The following is a 16,329-nucleotide window of genomic DNA, read 5'->3' on the forward strand; positions in this document are numbered from 1 at the left end:
CCAGCTTGCTGGCGAAGCGTTCCTAGGTTTCGCCAGCAAGCTGGCTCTTACGCGTGCTGCGCGACAAATTCTCGAATCCAGCCCGCCAACTGAGTGGGCTCGGCGAGCAGTTGCCAATGCCCGGCCGCCACTTCCCGACGCAGCAGATTCGGCGCCCAGTGCTGCAAGTTATCGAACAGGTGCGGTCGCACAAACCGGTCGCGAGTGAGCACCACCACCTGCACAGGCACCTGAGTAAACCGTTGGCGCGGCGTAAACAAACTGCGGATGAAATTCGCCCGGTACAGCTTCACGCCGTATTGGCCGTCTTCGCGCTGGGTCGGGTTAATGCGCACCGGGCGGATGCCTTCCATGTTGCGCAAAAAGCGCGGCCATAGCGTCGCCATGCCGTGACGCCAGGCCAGTTCGGGCAGCCAGGGAATATGGAAAAAACCGATGTACCACGAGCTGAGCAGCTGGCTCAGCATCTGCTTCAGCCCGCTCAGGCTGCGCGCCTTGCCGCGCTGGCCCATCCAATAGCCGATGTGGTCCAGGCATGGACCGGAAATGCTGGTGTAAGAGGCAATCCGGCGCTGAAGACGCGGTTCGGTCACGCCTTCCCAGCTTTGAATCGAGCCCCAGTCGTGGGCGACCAGATGCACCGGTTTATCGGGACTGTGGGCCAGAATCACGGCCTCTATGTCATCGGCCAAAAGTGGCAAACGGTAGTCGCGACGGTGCCGGGGTTTATCCGATGCGCCGGCGCCACGCACGTCATAGGCGATGAGGTTGAAGTCTGCTGCCAATTGGTTAATCAGCGGCAGCCAGATGTCGTGGTTATCGGGGTAGCCGTGTACTAACAGCAGCTTCGGCCCGCTCGGGTTGCCCCAGCGGTAAGTAGCCAGGCGCACGCCGCCGCTGTTGACCATCACCTGATCGGTTACGGCGGCGGGGCTGGCGATGTGAACGGCAACAGTCATGGCAACACTCCAATCCGGGCAGGGCGTCAGTATTGAAGGGCGAGGGCGGGGGTGACCAGAGGGCGCAGTTCCATGCTTAGGGTGCGCGCAGGCGCTTATCGGACTGACAGGCGCCGGGCTAGAGCGCTGGCCCGTATAAATAAGACAGACCGGAGAAAACCAGTTCCAACCCAAGGTTGGGGCGGGAGATGAGAGTTGGATGCCTGACCGCGAAGCCTGGATTCCCGCTTTCGCGGGGACGACGGTTATTCGGGCGGTTCAGGTTCCCCCACTCACCGCAACGGTAAATGCCGACTCAACAGTGCCCGCAAGGCCGCCGGCTTCACCGGTTTAGGCAGAAATTCCAAACCCGCCGCATGAACCTGAGCAATCAGCTCGGGGCGCCCATCAGCGCTGATCACCACCCCTGGCACCGGCTCGCCCAAGCGGGTGCGCAGCCAGGCCATGAGCTCGGTGCCGGTTTCGCCTTCGTCCAGGTGGTAGTCAACCAGTGCCAGTTGCGGGCGCACGTCTTCGGCCAGCAAATGCTCACACTCCAGGCGATTGCGCGCGGTCCACACCTGGCAACCCCAGCGCGACAACAGGCTGTGCATGCCGACCAGAATGCTGTCTTCGTTGTCCACGCATAACACGTGGGCGCCGCTCAGGTGATGGCCGTTGGCGTCGGCGCCGTTGCCAATCGTGGGGGCGGGTGCAGGTGTGCGGGCCAGCGGTACGGTCACGCTGAATACGCTGCCCTTGCCTGGCCAGGAGCGCACTTCAAGCTTGTGGCCCAGCACGCGGCACAAGCCATCGGCGATGGCCAGGCCCAGCCCCAGGCCTTTTTCGGCGCGGGTCTGGTGGCTGTCCAGGCGCTTGAATTCTTCGAAAATCACCGCGCGTTTGTCGTCTGGAATGCCCGGTCCGCGGTCCCACACTTCCAGGCGCAACCCTTCGCTGCACCGGCGCACGCCTAGCAATACGTGGCCGCTGGCGTAGCGGAAGGCGTTGGTGAGGAAGTTTTGCAGCACCCGGCGCAGCAGCTTGATGTCGCTGTCGATGCGCAATTGGCTGCCGCGCAAATGGAACGCTACGCCCTGTTCCTGGGCTTGTGCTTTGAACTCGGCGCCCAGGGCATCGAACAAGGTGTTCAATTCGAAGGCGTGGCGCTCGGGGGTGATGCGGCCATTTTCCAGGCGGGAAATATCCAGCAAGTCGCTGATCAGGTCTTCGGCCGAGCGCAGCGAACTGTCGAGGTGGCGGATCAATTGCTGGGCCTCGCCCGGCAGCGCTTCAGCCTGGTGGGCGAGCGCTGCGGAGAACAGCCGCGCCGCGTTCAAAGGCTGCATCAGGTCGTGGCTGACGGCGGCGAGAAATCGGGTTTTCGATTGGTTGGCGTGTTCCGCTACGCCTTTGGCTTCGCTCAGCGCCAAATTGAGCTGCGACAGTTCGTGTGTTCGTGCGGCAACCCGTTGTTCCAGCCCTTCGTTGGCCTCTTTCAGCCCTTGCTCGGCATCGCGGAACGCGGTGATGTCGGTGAAGCTCATGACGAAGCCGCCGCCCGGCATCGGGTTGCCGATCAGCTCAATCACACGGCCATTGGGGAACAGTCGTTCAGAGGTGTGCGCACGGCCTTGGCGCATCCAGTACAAGCGGCGCTCGACATGCGCATCCGCTTCGCCCGGCCCGCACAAACCGCGCTCGGCGTTGTGGCGAATGATGTCGGCAATCGGCCGGCCGACGCTGATCAAACCATCCGGGTAGTCGAACAATTCCAGGTAGCGATGGTTCCATGCCACCAGCCGCAGCGCGGGGTCGACCACGCTGATGCCTTGGGTGATATTTTCGATCGCGCCTTGCAACAGGGTGCGGTTGAACTGCAGCACCTCCGAGGCTTCGTCGACGATGCGCACGACGTCCTCGACCTGCATGTCGCGGCCTTCAATGGCAGCCTTTACCACCGCGCGGGTCGACGAGGCGCCGAGTACGCCTGCCAGCAAGCGTTCGGTGTGGGCAATCCAGTCGCCATTGGCCGGCTGGTCGGGGTTGAAGGTTTTGCCTTGGCGGTAGGCGAAGCGAATAAAGCTTTGTTGCGCGCGCTCTTCGCCGACGAAACGGCTGGCGAGGTTAAGCAAGTCGTCCACCTGCACCGCAAGTTGGTTGCGGCTGCTGGGCTTGTTGCCGAATTCCTGGCTGATAAACCGCCCGGCTTGCCAGTGCTCGGCCACGCGGGTGCGGGAAAAGTACGACACCCACACGAACAGCGTGCAGTTGCTCGCCAGCGACAGCACGACGCCACGGGTGAGCGGGTCGACCTGCATGCCAATGGACTGATACAGCAGAAACTCCAGCCCCGGAAATTTCGCCAACGACCAGCCCAGGCTGTGCGCCACCACCGGCAATACCAGCGTGTAGAACCACACCAAGCAGCCGGCCGTGAGCCCGGCAAACACGCCACGGCGGTTGGCCTGTTTCCACAGCAGGGCGCCGAACATCGCCGGCGCCAATTGCGTGATGGCGGCGAAGGAAATCTGGCCGATGGTTGCCAGGCTGGCGTTCGAGCCGAGCAGGCGATAGCAGACGTAGGCCAGCAGCAGAATCACCACAATGCTGACGCGGCGAACCGAGAGCATCCAATGGCGGAATACCTCGAAGGGCCGCTCGGCGTTTTGCCGGCGCAGCAGCCAGGGCAACAGCATGTCGTTGGAGACCATGGTCGACAGCGCCACCGCTTCAACAATCACCATGCCGGTGGCCGCCGACGCACCGCCGATAAACGCCAGCATCGCCAGGGCCGGATGGGCGTGGGCCAACGGCAGGCTGATCACGAACGAGTCGGGAATTACCCCGGCCGGCAACAGCATTTTCCCCGCCAGGGCGATGGGGATGACAAACAGCGCGGCCAGCGCCAAATAGGCCGGAAACACCCAGCGGGCCAGGCGCGTATTTTTCGGCTCGATGTTTTCCACCACCGTGACGTGGAACTGCCGTGGCAGGCAGACGATGGCCATCATCGCCACGCCGGTTTGCACGATCAGCGACGGCCAGTTGATGGTTTCGGCCCAGAACGATTCGAGCTGCGGCGCGGCGGCGGCTTGGTCGAGCAGGTCGCCGAAGCCGTTGAACACGCCCCACGTCACGTAAGCGCCCACCGCCAGGAAGGCGAGCAATTTCACCAGCGACTCGAAGGCAATCGCCAGCACCATGCCTCGGTGGTGCTCCGTGGCGTCGAGGTTGCGGGTGCCGAACAAAATCGAGAACAAGGCCAGCACCAGTGACACCACCAAGGCGGTGTCTTGCGAGCGGGTGCCCGTGGTGTCTTGCACGTGGCCGGTGCCAATCAGCATGTTGACGCCGAGCACGATGCCTTTGAGTTGCAGGGCGATATACGGCAGCACGCCCACCAGGCAGATCAGCGCGACCACCACCGCCAGCAGCTGCGATTTACCGTAGCGCGCGGCGATGAAGTCGGCGATGGAGGTGATGTTTTCCTGCTTGCTGATCATCACCATTTTCTGCAGCACCCAGGGTGCGAACAGCATCAGCAGAATGGGCCCGAGGTAGATCGGCAGGAACGACCACAGCTGCCCGGCCGCCTGGCCGACGCCGCCGAAGAATGTCCAGCTGGTGCAATACACCGCCAGCGACAGGCTATACACCCATGCTTGTACATTGGCCGGCATAGGCGTGCGGCGGCGGTCGCCGTAAAAGGCGATGGCGAACATAATGGCCATGTAGCACAGGGCGACCGTGGCGATCAGCCCGCTGGACAGCGACATGCGTACTCCGAAAACAGCTGGTTTATTTGGCGCGTTGAGGTGGCGAGGTGGAACGCCAGGACGCTGCTGAGTGTCGCATCAAAGTGTCATCCAGTCAGGCGCGACTAAGGTCGCACGCAGCGTTTCGCCGCACCCAAGCGCCGGCAGTCGTCCATAGGAATTCAGTCATGTTCAAACCCCAACTCATCACCCTGCAACGTGGCGCGTTGCGCCTGGAGCCGTTGCTCGAGGCGGATATTCCAGCGCTGGTCACGCTCGCCGATGCCAACCGCGCGCAACTTGTTTATATGAGCGGCCCGTTGCGCCTGGATTGGTACCGCAGCGCGCTTGCCCAGCAGCGCGACGAGCAGGCGTTGCCGCTGGTGGTGCGCTTGGGTGATCGGCTGGTCGGCACTACGCGGTTTTTCGACTTTCACCCGGAACTGCCGTCATGCGAAATCGGTGGTACGTGGCTGGATGCCAGCCAGCACGGCACAGGGCTGAACCGCATGATTAAGTACCTGATGCTACGTCACGCCTTTGAAAGCTGGGACATGGTGCGCGTGCAGCTGCGAACTGCCGCTAGCAACGCGCGCTCGCAATCGGCGATCGAAGCGCTGGGCGCGGTGCGTGAAGGGGTGCTGCGCAACCATCGGCGTTTAGCCGATGGGCGCCTGGACGACAGCGTGCTATATAGCCTGACCGACCGCGAGTGGCCGGCAATCAAGCAGCAGTTGGAGGCGCGTTTCAGCGGGTAGCGATGGCAGCGGGTAGTTCAGCAGGGCGTTTGCAGGCGCAGCATTTAAACGGCGTCGAGCGGCTTGAGGCGCAGCGCATCAACGTGGGCGCGAGCACCTCGCCGGTTCGGCAGGCGACTCGATGACCCGCTCGCAGTTATTCGCTTATGGGTTGCGCGACAGCGTGCCGATGATTGTCGGCATCGCGCCCTTCGGCATCATCTACGGCACGTTGGCGAGCGTCGCCGGGCTCAGTCTGTGGCAGGCGTTGGGCATGTCGTTGCTGGTGTATGCCGGCTCGGCGCAATTTATCGCCATCAGCCTGCTCACCGCCGGCACGGGCGCGGCGGTCATTCTGTTCACCACCTTGATCGTCAACTTGCGCCATGTGCTTTACAGCGCTTCGTTGCAGCCTTACATCGCCCATCTACCGCAAGCGTGGCGCGTGCCCCTGGCCTTTGGCCTGACCGACGAAACCTTTGCCGTGGTGCAGCGCCGCTACCTGGCGCACGGCGCCGGTGGCCATGGCCATTGGTACCACGCCGGCGTGGCGCTGGCCTTGTACCTGTGTTGGATCACTTCGTCATTGCTCGGCGTGTTGTTTGGCCAAGCGATGCCGAGCCTGGCTGGCTGGGGGTTGGATTTCGCTATGTTGGCCACCTTTATTGGCATCGTCGTGCCGCTGCTGCGCAACACGCCGCAGGTCGCCGCTGCCGTAGTCGCGGGCGCCGTGGCGGTGGCGTGTCACGCCCTGCCTTACAAACTCGGGTTGCTGGCGGCGGCCATGGCCGGGATTGTCGTGGGTGTATTGCTGGAGCGTCGCGTCAGCAGACCCGTGGTCGGGGAGGGCGCGTAGTGCAAACGTGGTGGCTGATTCTCGGCATGGCGCTGATCACCTTTGCCGTGCGCTACAGCTTGTTCGCCTGGCCGAACCTGCGCTTCCCGCCGCTGGTGCTGCAGGGCTTGCATTACGTGCCGACTGCGGTGCTTACGGCGATTGTCGTGCCCGGCATGTTGATGCCCGATGGCGAGCACCTGGCGCTTCGTCTGGACAACGCTTACTTGCTCGCCGGTATTGGCGCAATTGTGATCGCTGCCGTTACCCGGCACTTGCTCGCTACCATTGGCGGTGGGTTTGTCCTGTTCTTCCTGCTGCGCTGGGCGTTCGGCCAGTTGCCACTGTAACGGCGATTTTTTTCGCACTTTCCAGCACAAAATCCGTTTCGTCCTGTGGCTTTGTGCCACGCATTTGCAGTCCAATGCTGGACGGCCGGCGTGGCCTCACCACAGGTACACAGGGATCATGACCACACACTCGCAGTTCGCTTTGTTGGGTAAAAAACGCTTTCTGCCTTTCTTCGTGACGCAATTGCTCGGCGCCTTCAACGACAACATTTTCAAGCAGTCGCTGATTCTGGCCATCCTGTTCAAACTCAGTGTTTCTGGCGACCGCACCGTGTTGGTGAACCTGTGCGCGCTGCTGTTTATCCTGCCGTTTTTCCTGTTCTCGGCGCTGGGCGGCCAGTTCGGCGAGAAGTTCGACAAGCACCGGCTGATCCGCGCCATCAAGCTCGCGGAAATTCTGATCATGTCGGTGGGCGCAGCGGGCTTTCTGCTCAATAACCTGACGCTGATGTTTGTCGCACTGTTCGGCATGGGCACGCATTCCGCGCTGTTCGGGCCGGTGAAGTACTCGATTTTGCCGGCAGCGCTACGTGAAGACGAACTTGTGGGCGGCAACGCCTTGGTCGAGATGGGCACGTTTCTGGCCATTCTGGCGGGCACCATCGGCGCCGGTGTGATGATGTCCGAGCAAACGTATGCGCCGCTGGTGGCCACCGCCATCGTTGCCATCGCCGTTGCCGGTTATGTGGCCAGCCGAGGCATTCCGCCCGCCTCGGCGGCACTGCCGAGCCTGGTGCTGGACTGGAATATCTTTCGCCAGTCGTGGGCCATTTTGCGCATGGGCCTGGGCCAGCGTCCGGCGGTATCGCGCTCGATTGTCGGCAACTCGTGGTTCTGGTTTCTCGGCGCAATTTATCTGACGCAAATTCCTGCGTACGCCAAAGAGTGGCTGTTTGGTGACGAGACCGTGGTGACCCTGATTCTCACCGTGTTCTCGGTGGGCATTGCCCTGGGCTCGATGCTGTGTGAGCGCTTGTCGGGGCGCAAAGTGGAGATCGGTCTGGTGCCGTTTGGCTCGATCGGTCTGACCGTGTTCGGCATTTTGCTGTGGTGGCATTCCGGCAACTTCCCACAAACCGCCGAGCCGCACAGTTGGCTGCAAGTGTTGAGCTACGGCCAGGCGTGGTGGGTGTTGGGCGACATTCTTGGCATCGGTATTTTTGGTGGTTTTTACATCGTGCCGCTGTACGCGCTGATTCAGTCGCGCACTGCTGAGAACGAGCGCGCGCGAGTGATCGCCGCCAACAACATCCTCAACGCGCTGTTTATGGTGGTTTCGGCCATCGCCTCGATTCTGTTCCTGGCCGTCGCCAAGCTGTCCATCCCGCAGCTGTTCCTGGTGGTGTCGCTGATGAACATCGCGGTGAACAGCTACATCTTCAAAATCGTCCCTGAATTCACCATGCGCTTCATGATCTGGCTGCTCAGCCATTCCATGTACCGCGTCGAGCACCGCGAGCTGGATCGAATTCCAGACGAGGGCGCCGCTGTGTTGGTGTGCAACCACGTTTCGTTTGTGGATGCGCTGCTGATTGGCGGCGCGGTGCGCCGGCCGATTCGCTTCGTCATGTACTACAAGATCTACAACTTGCCGGTGCTCAACTTTATCTTCCGCACCGCCGGCGCCGTGCCGATTGCCGGGCGCAGCGAGGACCTGCTGATCTACGACCAGGCATTCAAAAGAATTGGCGACTACCTGAAGAGCGGCGAGTTGGTGCTGATTTTCCCGGAGGGCAAGCTGACCACTGATGGCGAGATCAACGAGTTCAAGGCCGGCGTGACACGCATTCTGGAAGAGAACCCGGTGCCGGTGATTCCGCTGGCGCTGCAAGGCTTGTGGGGTAGCTTCTTCAGCAGAGACCCGAACAAGGGCTTGTTCCGTCGCCTATGGTCGCGCATCACCTTGGTGGCGGGCACGCCGCTGGCACCAGAAATGGCCACGCCGGCCGTGTTGCAAGCGCAGGTGGCAGAGTTGCGCGGCAGCGTCAGGTAAGCCTTTTGTAGGAGCCAGCTTGCTGGCGAATCCCGCAAACGATGATCGCGAATGTCGTTTGCAGGGTTCGCTAGCAAGCTAGCTCCTACAGGGGGGCGGCTGCTAATGGCTGAGCTTGAGGCCGACCAAGCCGCAAATGATCAATGCCACGCTACCCAAACGAATCAGGGTCACGGCTTCGCCAAACAGGATGATGCCGGCGATCACCGTGCCTACAGCGCCCACCCCCGTCCAGATCGCATAGGCCGTGCCCAGCGGCAGCTCTTTCATGGCCAGGCCAAGCAGGCCCAGGCTGACCAGCATGGCGCCAACGGTGAGTGCGGTGGGAAGAGGGCGGCTGAAGCCGTCGGTGAATTTCAGGCCGATGGCCCACGCCACTTCGAACAAGCCGGCGATGATCAGAATGATCCAGGACATGAGACTAGCTCCACAGAGTGTGGGGTCGTCCCCGAGTGAAAGGCAGGCCCAAGGTCGTCCTCAGGCTGTGCAGTATTTTGCACATAGCTTGTCAGATGGCAAGCCTGGCAGGCGTTTCAGGATATGGATCGGCCAGGCTCTTCCGCGCCCTTAGGTGCCGGTTGGTCATCTTGCATACGACGAAACCACGTTGCGAGCAGCGCCCCGGAAATGTTGTGCCATACGCTGAACAGGGCGCTAGGTACGGCGGCTAGCGGGGAGAAGTGCGCGCTGGCAAGCGCGGCGCCGAGTCCGGAGTTTTGCATTCCCACCTCCAGCGCCAGCGATTTACGTTGCGCCAGCGGCAGCTTGAATACTTTGCCGGTGAAGTAGCCCAGCAAAAAGCCAAAGCTATTGTGCAGAATTACTACCGCCATGATCAGCAAGCCGGACTCGGCGATTTTCGCCTGGCTGGCTGCCACCACGGCGCTGACGATCAACACGATGCTGACCACCGACACCAGCGGCAGCACATCCACCGCCAACCGCGTGCGTTCGCCGAGCAGCCGTTGCGCGACGACGCCCAGCACGATCGGCAACAGCACCACTTGCAGGATCGACCAGAACAGCTCGGCAAACGACACCGGCAACCAGGCCGATGCCAGCAGCCAGATCAAGGCAGGCGTTAACAACGGGGCGAGCAGGGTGGTGACGGCGGCAATGGCCACCGATAACGCCAAGTCCCCTTTAGCCAGCCAGGTCATCACGTTTGAGGCGGTGCCGCTTGGGCAACAGCCGACCAGAATCACACCCACTGCAATCTCTGGCGGCAGGTGAAATAGCTGGCACAACAGCCACGCCACGCCCGGCATGATCACAAAATGCGCAACCACGCCCAATGCCACGCGCCACGGATGGCGGGCGACTTCGGCGAAATCGTCGAGCTTGAGTGTCAGGCCCATGCCGAACATCACGACGCCCAGCAACGGCACGATGGCAACCTTTAAGCCAATAAATAAAGTGGGGACGAAGAACGCCACCACGGCGAACAGCAGCACCCAATACGCGAACGTATTGCCAACGAAACGACTGAGAGCTGCGAGTGCGCGCATGGTGAGTTCCTGAACCGGGGGTTAAACGCCTTGCGGAATTTCTTCGCCGCCCAGTGCTTCGAACAGCTGCGGCAGGAATTCGTTAAAGGTCAGCATCATCAGGGTGAAGCTGGCGTCCAACTGACCCAGGGCTTCGTCGCCGCCGTCCTGTTCGGCTTGGTCGGTGAGCAAATCTTCAAAGCGCAGGCGCTTGATGATCAGTTTGTCGTCGAGCACGAACGACAGCTTGTCTTCCCAGGCCAGGGACAGCTGAGTGACGAATTTGCCAGACGACAGGTGCAGCTGAATTTCTTCGCTGGTCAGGTCCTGACGCTTGCAACGAACAATGCCGCCGTCTTCCTGAGTGTCGCGCAGCTCGCATTCGTCGAGCACATGGAAGCCCGGCGTAGCCGTTTGGGTTTTGACCCACTCGGTCATGGTGGCGGTCGGTGCAACCTTCACCGAAAGTGGACGCACCGGCAGCGAGCCAATGGCTTCACGCAGGGTGGACAGCAGGTCTTCGGCGCGTTTCGGGCTGGAGGCATTCACCAGGATCAGGCCTTGTTTCGGCGCGATGGCGGCAAACGTGGAGGAGCGGCGAATAAAGGCACGGGGCAGGAAGGCCTGGATGATTTCATCCTTGATCTGGTCGCGCTCCTTTTTATAAACCTTGCGCATCTGCTCGGCTTCGATCTCATCGACCTTCTCTTTAACCGCATCGCGCACGACGCTGCCAGGAAGAATGCGGTCTTCTTTACGCGCGGCGATCAGCATGAAGTCCTGGCTGACATGAACCAGGGGGGCGTCTTCACCTTTGCCGAACGGGGCGATAAAACCGTAGGTGGTCAGTTCCTGGCTGGCGCAGGGGCGAGCGGGTTTGGCGGCCAGTGCGGTTTCCAGTGCTTGCGCATCGAAGGGCAGATCTTGGGTGAGGCGATAGACGAGCAGGTTGCGGAACCACATGAGGGAAGAACTCCATTTTTCGCAAAGCGCGCATTATTCCCCCCTGAACGCCATTGGCCAACCCTGCGCTAAGCCTTTGGAACGTCAGTAAAAATTATTTTAAAAAGGGCTTGCCAGGGTGAGGATCGCTCCGTAGAATGCGCCCCACTTCGAGAGTGAAGGGTGATTAGCTCAGCTGGGAGAGCATCTGCCTTACAAGCAGAGGGTCGGCGGTTCGATCCCGTCATCACCCACCAATCGAGGTTACGCGCAGCGGTAGTTCAGTCGGTTAGAATACCGGCCTGTCACGCCGGGGGTCGCGGGTTCGAGTCCCGTCCGCTGCGCCATATTATGAGGCTCTATAGACTGAAGTAGAGACTCAACGAGAAAGCGGCCTTTGGCCGCTTTTTTCGTTTCTGCCCTCCGCGTTTTACTCCCTTCTTTTTATTGCCCGGCGCTGCTCAATTGAGTCGCCTGCGCGCATTATTTTTTTCAAAAAATCCGCCGGATTTTTCCTCGCCCTATCCCGGATAAATTCCGTTTGGATGCCTGAACTTATGGCACTTTTCCCGTTCGTATCCCCGTAGCCAGTGATCCCGGCGGCCTGCTAAGCTCCCCGCTTCACTCGATTGCCCTCTTTTGCACTAACAAGGAATGAGTATGAGACAACATCGTTTAGCGGCGGCGGTGGCCTTGGTTGGCCTGGTGCTCGCGGGCTGCGATTCGCAGACCAGCGTTGAGCTGAAAACCCCCGCGCAAAAAGCGTCCTACGGTATCGGCTTGAACATGGGCAAAAGCCTGGCTCAAGAAGGTATGGACGATCTCGATTCCAAGGCAGTTGCTCAAGGCATCGAAGACGCTATCGGCAAGAAAGAGCAGAAGCTCAAAGATGAAGAGTTGATGGAAGCCTTCGCTTCGCTGCAGAAGCGTGCTGAAGAGCGCAGCGCCAAGCTCGCCGAAGAGTCGGCTGCAGCCGGCAAGAAATTCCTCGAAGAAAACAAGAAGCGTGACGGTGTGACTACCACGGCTTCGGGTCTGCAATACGAAATCGTCAAGAAGGCCGATGGCCCTCAACCTAAAGCTTCCGACGTGGTGACTGTTCACTACGAAGGCAAGCTGACCGATGGCAAAGTGTTCGACAGCTCTGTTGAGCGCGGCAGTCCGATTGATCTGCCAGTTAGCGGCGTGATCCCGGGTTGGGTTGAAGCCCTCCAGCTGATGCACGTTGGCGAGAAGATCAAGCTCTACATCCCGAGCGAACTCGCTTACGGCGCGCAGAGCCCCAGTCCGGCAATTCCTGCCAACTCGGTACTGGTTTTCGATCTGGAACTGCTGGGCATTAAAGACCCGTCCGCAGCGTCGGCTCCAGAACCCGCTCAGTAATACCTTTGTGTCATCCCAGCGCCCCGTCTTGACGGGGCGTTGTTGTTTCTACGGGTTTAAAATCCGAACCACGGGTTGACTGGCGGGTCTTAAATGAGCATGGGTGTTACGGTTATGCACATTTCGCGAACAACTCCCATTGCCGCCAAGTGACACTTTCGTACCAGATTTATATATTCAGTAACTCGCTGATTTAGTTGGTTTTTTTGCGCTGATTAAAAAATGCCCGATCTGAAGCAAAGCCCCGTGCCATGGGCTTTGGCTCGCGCCCTTAGCCGCTTGTTCACAAGGTTATCCACAGCTTCGGTGGATAACCCAGCCAGCCCAGCGCGCACGCGGGCTGAGGAGAAATGCCGATGAAAACGCCATGGAATTTCGCCCGTTACCTGCCGCTGGCGCAACGATTTATCGCCCGCGGTCGATTGCCCGCTTTGCTGCTGGCGGTCACGCGCAAAAGCGCATCCCAGGGCGGTCGGCTCGGCGCGTTAAAAGCAGAGTTACGGGTGTTACTGGCGTTATGCATGGCGTGGTGGCGCGGTGAGTATCGCGGCATCAGCTCCCAGGCGCTTCTCTCGGTAGTGGCCGCGTTGCTGTATTTCCTCTCGCCGATAGACGCGATACCCGATGTCTTGCTTGGCGTTGGCTTCATTGACGACATCGCCGTGCTCGGTTGGCTGCTGCGCACCTGGAGCGGCGAGCTGGATGAATTCCGTGCCTGGCTCGCCGCGCGAACTCCGGCGCAGCAGGAAGAATTGCTGAGGTTGCCATCACCAGTGCCATCATCCGAAAGCAATTCCGCGCCTTAACCACGGGGAAAACTTGCCCCGCGCATCACGCCCCGCTGGCGATTTGGGCTGTTAAGATGCCTGCTTACAAGGAAAGTGCTGAGCCAGTCGGCACTGCTTTTCCATGGGGTGGGCGGTGATGGATGTTCAGGTAATCATGCGTGATGGCGAGGCCGAATATGCGGTGCTGCCATGGGCGGAGTATCAAGCGTTATTGCAAGCGGCAGGCCGTGCTCCGGCCGCAGCGGTAGCGGTCAGCGAGCCGATTGCGTCGGCGTCCAGTCTCAGTGAAATAACCGCGCTTCGTGAGGCCAAGGGTCTGAGCCTCGAGGCGTTAGCGCGTACGGTGGGCATCAGCCCGCACTACCTCGAGATGATCGAAAGCGGCGAGCGTCAGCCGGATTCGGCGATTCGCCGCGCGCTGGCCTGGAACCTTGGTGTGAGCAGCTGGGAGGCGGATACATGAGCGTCAGTATCAGTCGCCAACATTGGCAAGCCCTGCTGGGCGAGCTCGCTGAAGCTCGCCGGCAACGGCATCTACTCACGTATCGCGCCCTGATCGAACGGTTGGAATTGCCAACCCCGGCGATGCAAACCCTCACTGCAGCATTGGAGCACTTGGCGGCGCTGGACGCCCGTGCGGAAAACCCGCTGCGCAGCGCCTTGGTTATTAGCCAAGGTGCCAGCCGTTTACCGCGTACGGGTTTTTTCGAATGCGCCGTTCGCTTGGGGCGCTTCAGTGGTCCGAGCGACGGCATCGCGGCGGCCTCCTGGCATGCGGCCGAAGTGGTGCGTGTGTTCGAGTACGACTACCCGGAAGAGGTCTGAGTGGTTTATTGGCGAGTTAAAGCGCGCCTGGGCTATTTCGTTGCCCGGCGCTTGTTGCGCTGGCCTGCGTTGGTGAAGCAGCCGCGAGTGTGGGCATGGATGGAAGGCCAGTTCGCCCGGATGGCGGCATTGGACGACGTGCCCGCGCAAAGTTTCTACGGTCATTTACTGGTGTTTCGCGGCCGCGGTTTCGGCGCCCGGGAAGAAGGTATTCGCCTGCTGGGCAAAGCTGCGACGGGTGGCGATGCCAAGGCGGCGTATCAGCTTGGCGTGCTCAGTCTGGCGGGCGACACGCGCAACGCTCCGGATGGCATCGAGGCTGCGCGCTGGTGGACGCTGGCGGCTGATGCGGGTCATCCGCTAGCGGCTCGGCGTTTAGCGCAATTGTATGCCCAGGGCGAGCACGGTCTGGTTGCAGACCCCGTACTCGCAAAGCGTTACGCGCTGCGAGCCAGTGAGCTGGGTATTTAATTACGCCGACAGCTTTTGCGTATCGATAATGTGCAAGCTGTAGCCGGGCACATTTTTCGCCTGGCGTTTCGCTTCCGAGGCCAAGCCGGCCAGTTGCGCTGCGTCCAGATTGGCGCAACTGGACGGATGCAAATGCACCACGCCAAGCGACAGCGATAGCAACGGAAACTCTTCGCGATGGCCTTTGCGGTTGTGGGCGATAAAACAACCAGCTTCCAGATGTTCCGCGCTGTAAAAACGTCGGCACTGACCTTGGAAATCTTCCAGTAAACGGTTAAGGCGCGCGCGCCAATCTTCCGACCCCAACACCAGCAGGAAATCGTCGCCGCCGATATGGCCGACGAAGTCTCGCGTCGGGTCCACCCGTTCATTCAGACACTGCGCCAGGCACAGCAGAATTTCGTCGCCTTTCGCGTAGCCGTACAGGTCGTTGAACGGCTTGAAGCTGTCGATATCCACATAGCAAATCACCGCCTCGCGGCTCTGCTGCAGTAGGCGCGTCAAGCATTGCTGAATCGGTACGTTGCCAGGCAGAAGGGTAAGCGGATTGGCATGACGCGCCTGTTGAATTTTCAGTTCGGTGATCAGCTTGAGCACGTCGATCACGCGCCCGAGCCCCAGGTAGCGGCCGTTTAGCGTGATGATGAAATCTTCTTCCATGCGTTGCCGTGCGCGGCTGGTGAGCAGGCGGCTGACCTTTTGCAGACTTTGGCCAATGTCGACGGCCAGAAAATCGCTGCTCATCAGGCGGCTGATCGGCTTGCGCGCGAACAGGTCGGTAGCGAAGGGTTTGAGCAGGGCATCGGACAGCGAGTGACGATGAACAATGCCCACCGGCTGCTGTTCTTCGTTCAGCACCGCCAGCGAGTTGAGGTTAGCTTGAGCGCGAAACGCTTCCAGCACCGCAGCGATCGGCAGGCTCTCTTTCACAGCGGGCTGTTCGTTTAGCAGGGCGCTGAGGTCGCTGCCTTCGTCGTTCAGTGCCGGCGCGCTGGCATCAAGTTTGGGCAACAAACTACGTGCATCACGAGGCGGTACTTCCTGAGGTCGGCTGAGTAAGTAACCTTGCAGCAGGTCGACGCCCATTTCGGCCAACACTGTCAGCTCTTCAGCCAGCTCGATGCCTTCGGCAATGACTTGCGCGCGCGAGGCTTTGGCCATTTGCAAAATGGAGCCGACGAACTCGCGCTTCACGGCGTCCTGGTGGATGCCATCGATAAAGTGCCGGTCAATCTTGACGTAATCAGGGCGCAGTTCGGACCACAAACGCAGACTCGAATAGCCCGCGCCGAGGTCGTCTAAGGCAATCGAAAAGCCCATGGCACGGTAGTGGTGGAGGGCGGTGTACAGGAGGGAGAAGTCTTCGGTCGGCGATTGCTCGGTTAGTTCGATCACCACCTGGCTCGGCGGAATGCCGTAATTCTGCAGCAGTTGCAGGGTGCGCCCGGGCTGGTGCGTCGGCTCCAGCAATGAATCTGGCGAGACGTTGAGAAACAGCTTTCCCTCGAGCCGGTGCTCGCTGAACGCACGGCACGCGCTCTTGCGGCAGGCCAGTTCCAGCTCGCTAAGGCGGCCGGCGTGGCGGGCTACGCCAAATAAATTGACGGGGGAGTGCAGCGGGCTGTTTGACGGGCCGCGTGTGAGGGCTTCGTAGCCAAGAATGCGTCGTTCGGACAGCGACACGATGGGCTGAAACAGGCTATGCAGGTCGCCGTGAGCAAGAATGTGGTCCAGCGCGCTCAACTGCTCGGTGACGGTCATGGGTCGCTCTCGATGTCCTGAAAAAACAAAGGGGCTGATATCGCTATCAGCCCCTTATTTC

15 protein-coding genes and 2 tRNA genes are annotated in these 16,329 nt (G+C 60.6%); 11 read left to right on the plus strand and 6 right to left on the minus strand.

What is annotated here, in order from left to right; translation table 11 throughout:
- Positions 1 to 47: 47 nt before the first annotated feature.
- Entirely contained in the window at positions 48 to 959 is a 912-nt protein-coding gene (locus AC0IW7_RS17225; RefSeq protein ID WP_471819612.1) for an alpha/beta fold hydrolase, read from the minus strand.
- Positions 960 to 1,231: 272 nt separating this feature from the next.
- Positions 1,232 to 4,717 (minus strand): hybrid sensor histidine kinase/response regulator, encoded by a 3,486-nt coding sequence (locus AC0IW7_RS17230; RefSeq protein WP_471819614.1) that lies wholly within the window; start codon positions 4,715 to 4,717, stop codon positions 1,232 to 1,234.
- 167 nt (positions 4,718 to 4,884) lie between these two features.
- Between AC0IW7_RS17230 and AC0IW7_RS17235 the strand changes: the two genes are divergently transcribed.
- From AC0IW7_RS17235 to AC0IW7_RS17250, 4 genes are all read left to right on the plus strand, one after another.
- The gene (locus tag AC0IW7_RS17235; RefSeq protein WP_471819615.1) at positions 4,885 to 5,454 is read left to right on the plus strand and encodes a GNAT family N-acetyltransferase; all 570 of its coding nucleotides are present in this window, start codon (positions 4,885 to 4,887) and stop codon (positions 5,452 to 5,454) included.
- 121 nt (positions 5,455 to 5,575) lie between these two features.
- The gene (locus tag AC0IW7_RS17240) at positions 5,576 to 6,289 is read left to right on the plus strand and encodes an AzlC family ABC transporter permease (protein WP_471819616.1); all 714 of its coding nucleotides are present in this window, start codon (positions 5,576 to 5,578) and stop codon (positions 6,287 to 6,289) included.
- Positions 6,289 to 6,618, plus strand: a complete 330-nt coding sequence (locus AC0IW7_RS17245) for an AzlD domain-containing protein (RefSeq protein ID WP_471819618.1) — start codon at positions 6,289 to 6,291, stop codon at positions 6,616 to 6,618. Before AC0IW7_RS17240 ends, AC0IW7_RS17245 begins: the two co-directional genes overlap by 1 nt.
- Before the next feature lie 118 nt (positions 6,619 to 6,736).
- Positions 6,737 to 8,611, plus strand: coding sequence for an MFS transporter (locus AC0IW7_RS17250; protein WP_471819620.1), 1,875 nt, complete (start codon positions 6,737 to 6,739; stop codon positions 8,609 to 8,611).
- Positions 8,612 to 8,713: 102 nt separating this feature from the next.
- Here AC0IW7_RS17250 and sugE read toward each other — a convergent pair whose 3' ends face one another.
- The 3 genes from sugE to rdgC form a co-directional block, all read right to left on the minus strand.
- Entirely contained in the window at positions 8,714 to 9,028 is a 315-nt protein-coding gene (sugE, locus tag AC0IW7_RS17255; protein ID WP_471819621.1) for a quaternary ammonium compound efflux SMR transporter SugE, read from the minus strand.
- A 116-nt stretch (positions 9,029 to 9,144) separates the two neighbouring features.
- The gene (locus AC0IW7_RS17260; protein WP_471819623.1) at positions 9,145 to 10,119 is read right to left on the minus strand and encodes a bile acid:sodium symporter family protein; all 975 of its coding nucleotides are present in this window, start codon (positions 10,117 to 10,119) and stop codon (positions 9,145 to 9,147) included.
- Positions 10,120 to 10,140: 21 nt separating this feature from the next.
- Positions 10,141 to 11,061, minus strand: a complete 921-nt coding sequence (gene rdgC, locus AC0IW7_RS17265) for a recombination-associated protein RdgC (RefSeq protein WP_463550270.1) — start codon at positions 11,059 to 11,061, stop codon at positions 10,141 to 10,143.
- Positions 11,062 to 11,221: 160 nt separating this feature from the next.
- Between rdgC and AC0IW7_RS17270 the strand changes: the two genes are divergently transcribed.
- From AC0IW7_RS17270 to AC0IW7_RS17300, 7 genes are all read left to right on the plus strand, one after another.
- Positions 11,222 to 11,297, plus strand: a tRNA-Val gene (locus tag AC0IW7_RS17270).
- A gap of 13 nt (positions 11,298 to 11,310) precedes the next feature.
- Positions 11,311 to 11,387, plus strand: a tRNA-Asp gene (locus AC0IW7_RS17275).
- 313 nt (positions 11,388 to 11,700) lie between these two features.
- A complete protein-coding gene (locus AC0IW7_RS17280; protein ID WP_471819625.1) occupies positions 11,701 to 12,423 on the plus strand; it encodes an FKBP-type peptidyl-prolyl cis-trans isomerase in 723 nt (240 codons plus the stop codon).
- A gap of 356 nt (positions 12,424 to 12,779) precedes the next feature.
- A complete protein-coding gene (locus AC0IW7_RS17285; RefSeq protein ID WP_122493880.1) occupies positions 12,780 to 13,229 on the plus strand; it encodes a YkvA family protein in 450 nt (149 codons plus the stop codon).
- A 118-nt stretch (positions 13,230 to 13,347) separates the two neighbouring features.
- Entirely contained in the window at positions 13,348 to 13,674 is a 327-nt protein-coding gene (locus AC0IW7_RS17290; protein WP_471819627.1) for a helix-turn-helix domain-containing protein, read from the plus strand.
- On the plus strand, positions 13,671 to 14,036 hold the full coding sequence (locus AC0IW7_RS17295) for a hypothetical protein (protein WP_122493879.1): 366 nt from the start codon (positions 13,671 to 13,673) through the stop codon (positions 14,034 to 14,036). Before AC0IW7_RS17290 ends, AC0IW7_RS17295 begins: the two co-directional genes overlap by 4 nt.
- Positions 14,037 to 14,507, plus strand: coding sequence for an SEL1-like repeat protein (locus AC0IW7_RS17300; RefSeq protein ID WP_122493878.1), 471 nt, complete (start codon positions 14,037 to 14,039; stop codon positions 14,505 to 14,507).
- On the opposite strand, the gene AC0IW7_RS17305 is transcribed toward AC0IW7_RS17300, so the two are convergent.
- Complete coding sequence (locus AC0IW7_RS17305; protein WP_471819629.1) at positions 14,508 to 16,268, minus strand: EAL domain-containing protein; 1,761 nt, start codon at positions 16,266 to 16,268, stop codon at positions 14,508 to 14,510.
- Between the last annotated feature and the right edge of the window lie 61 nt (positions 16,269 to 16,329).

It is taken from the genome of Pseudomonas sp. AC229 (assembly GCF_979254655.1).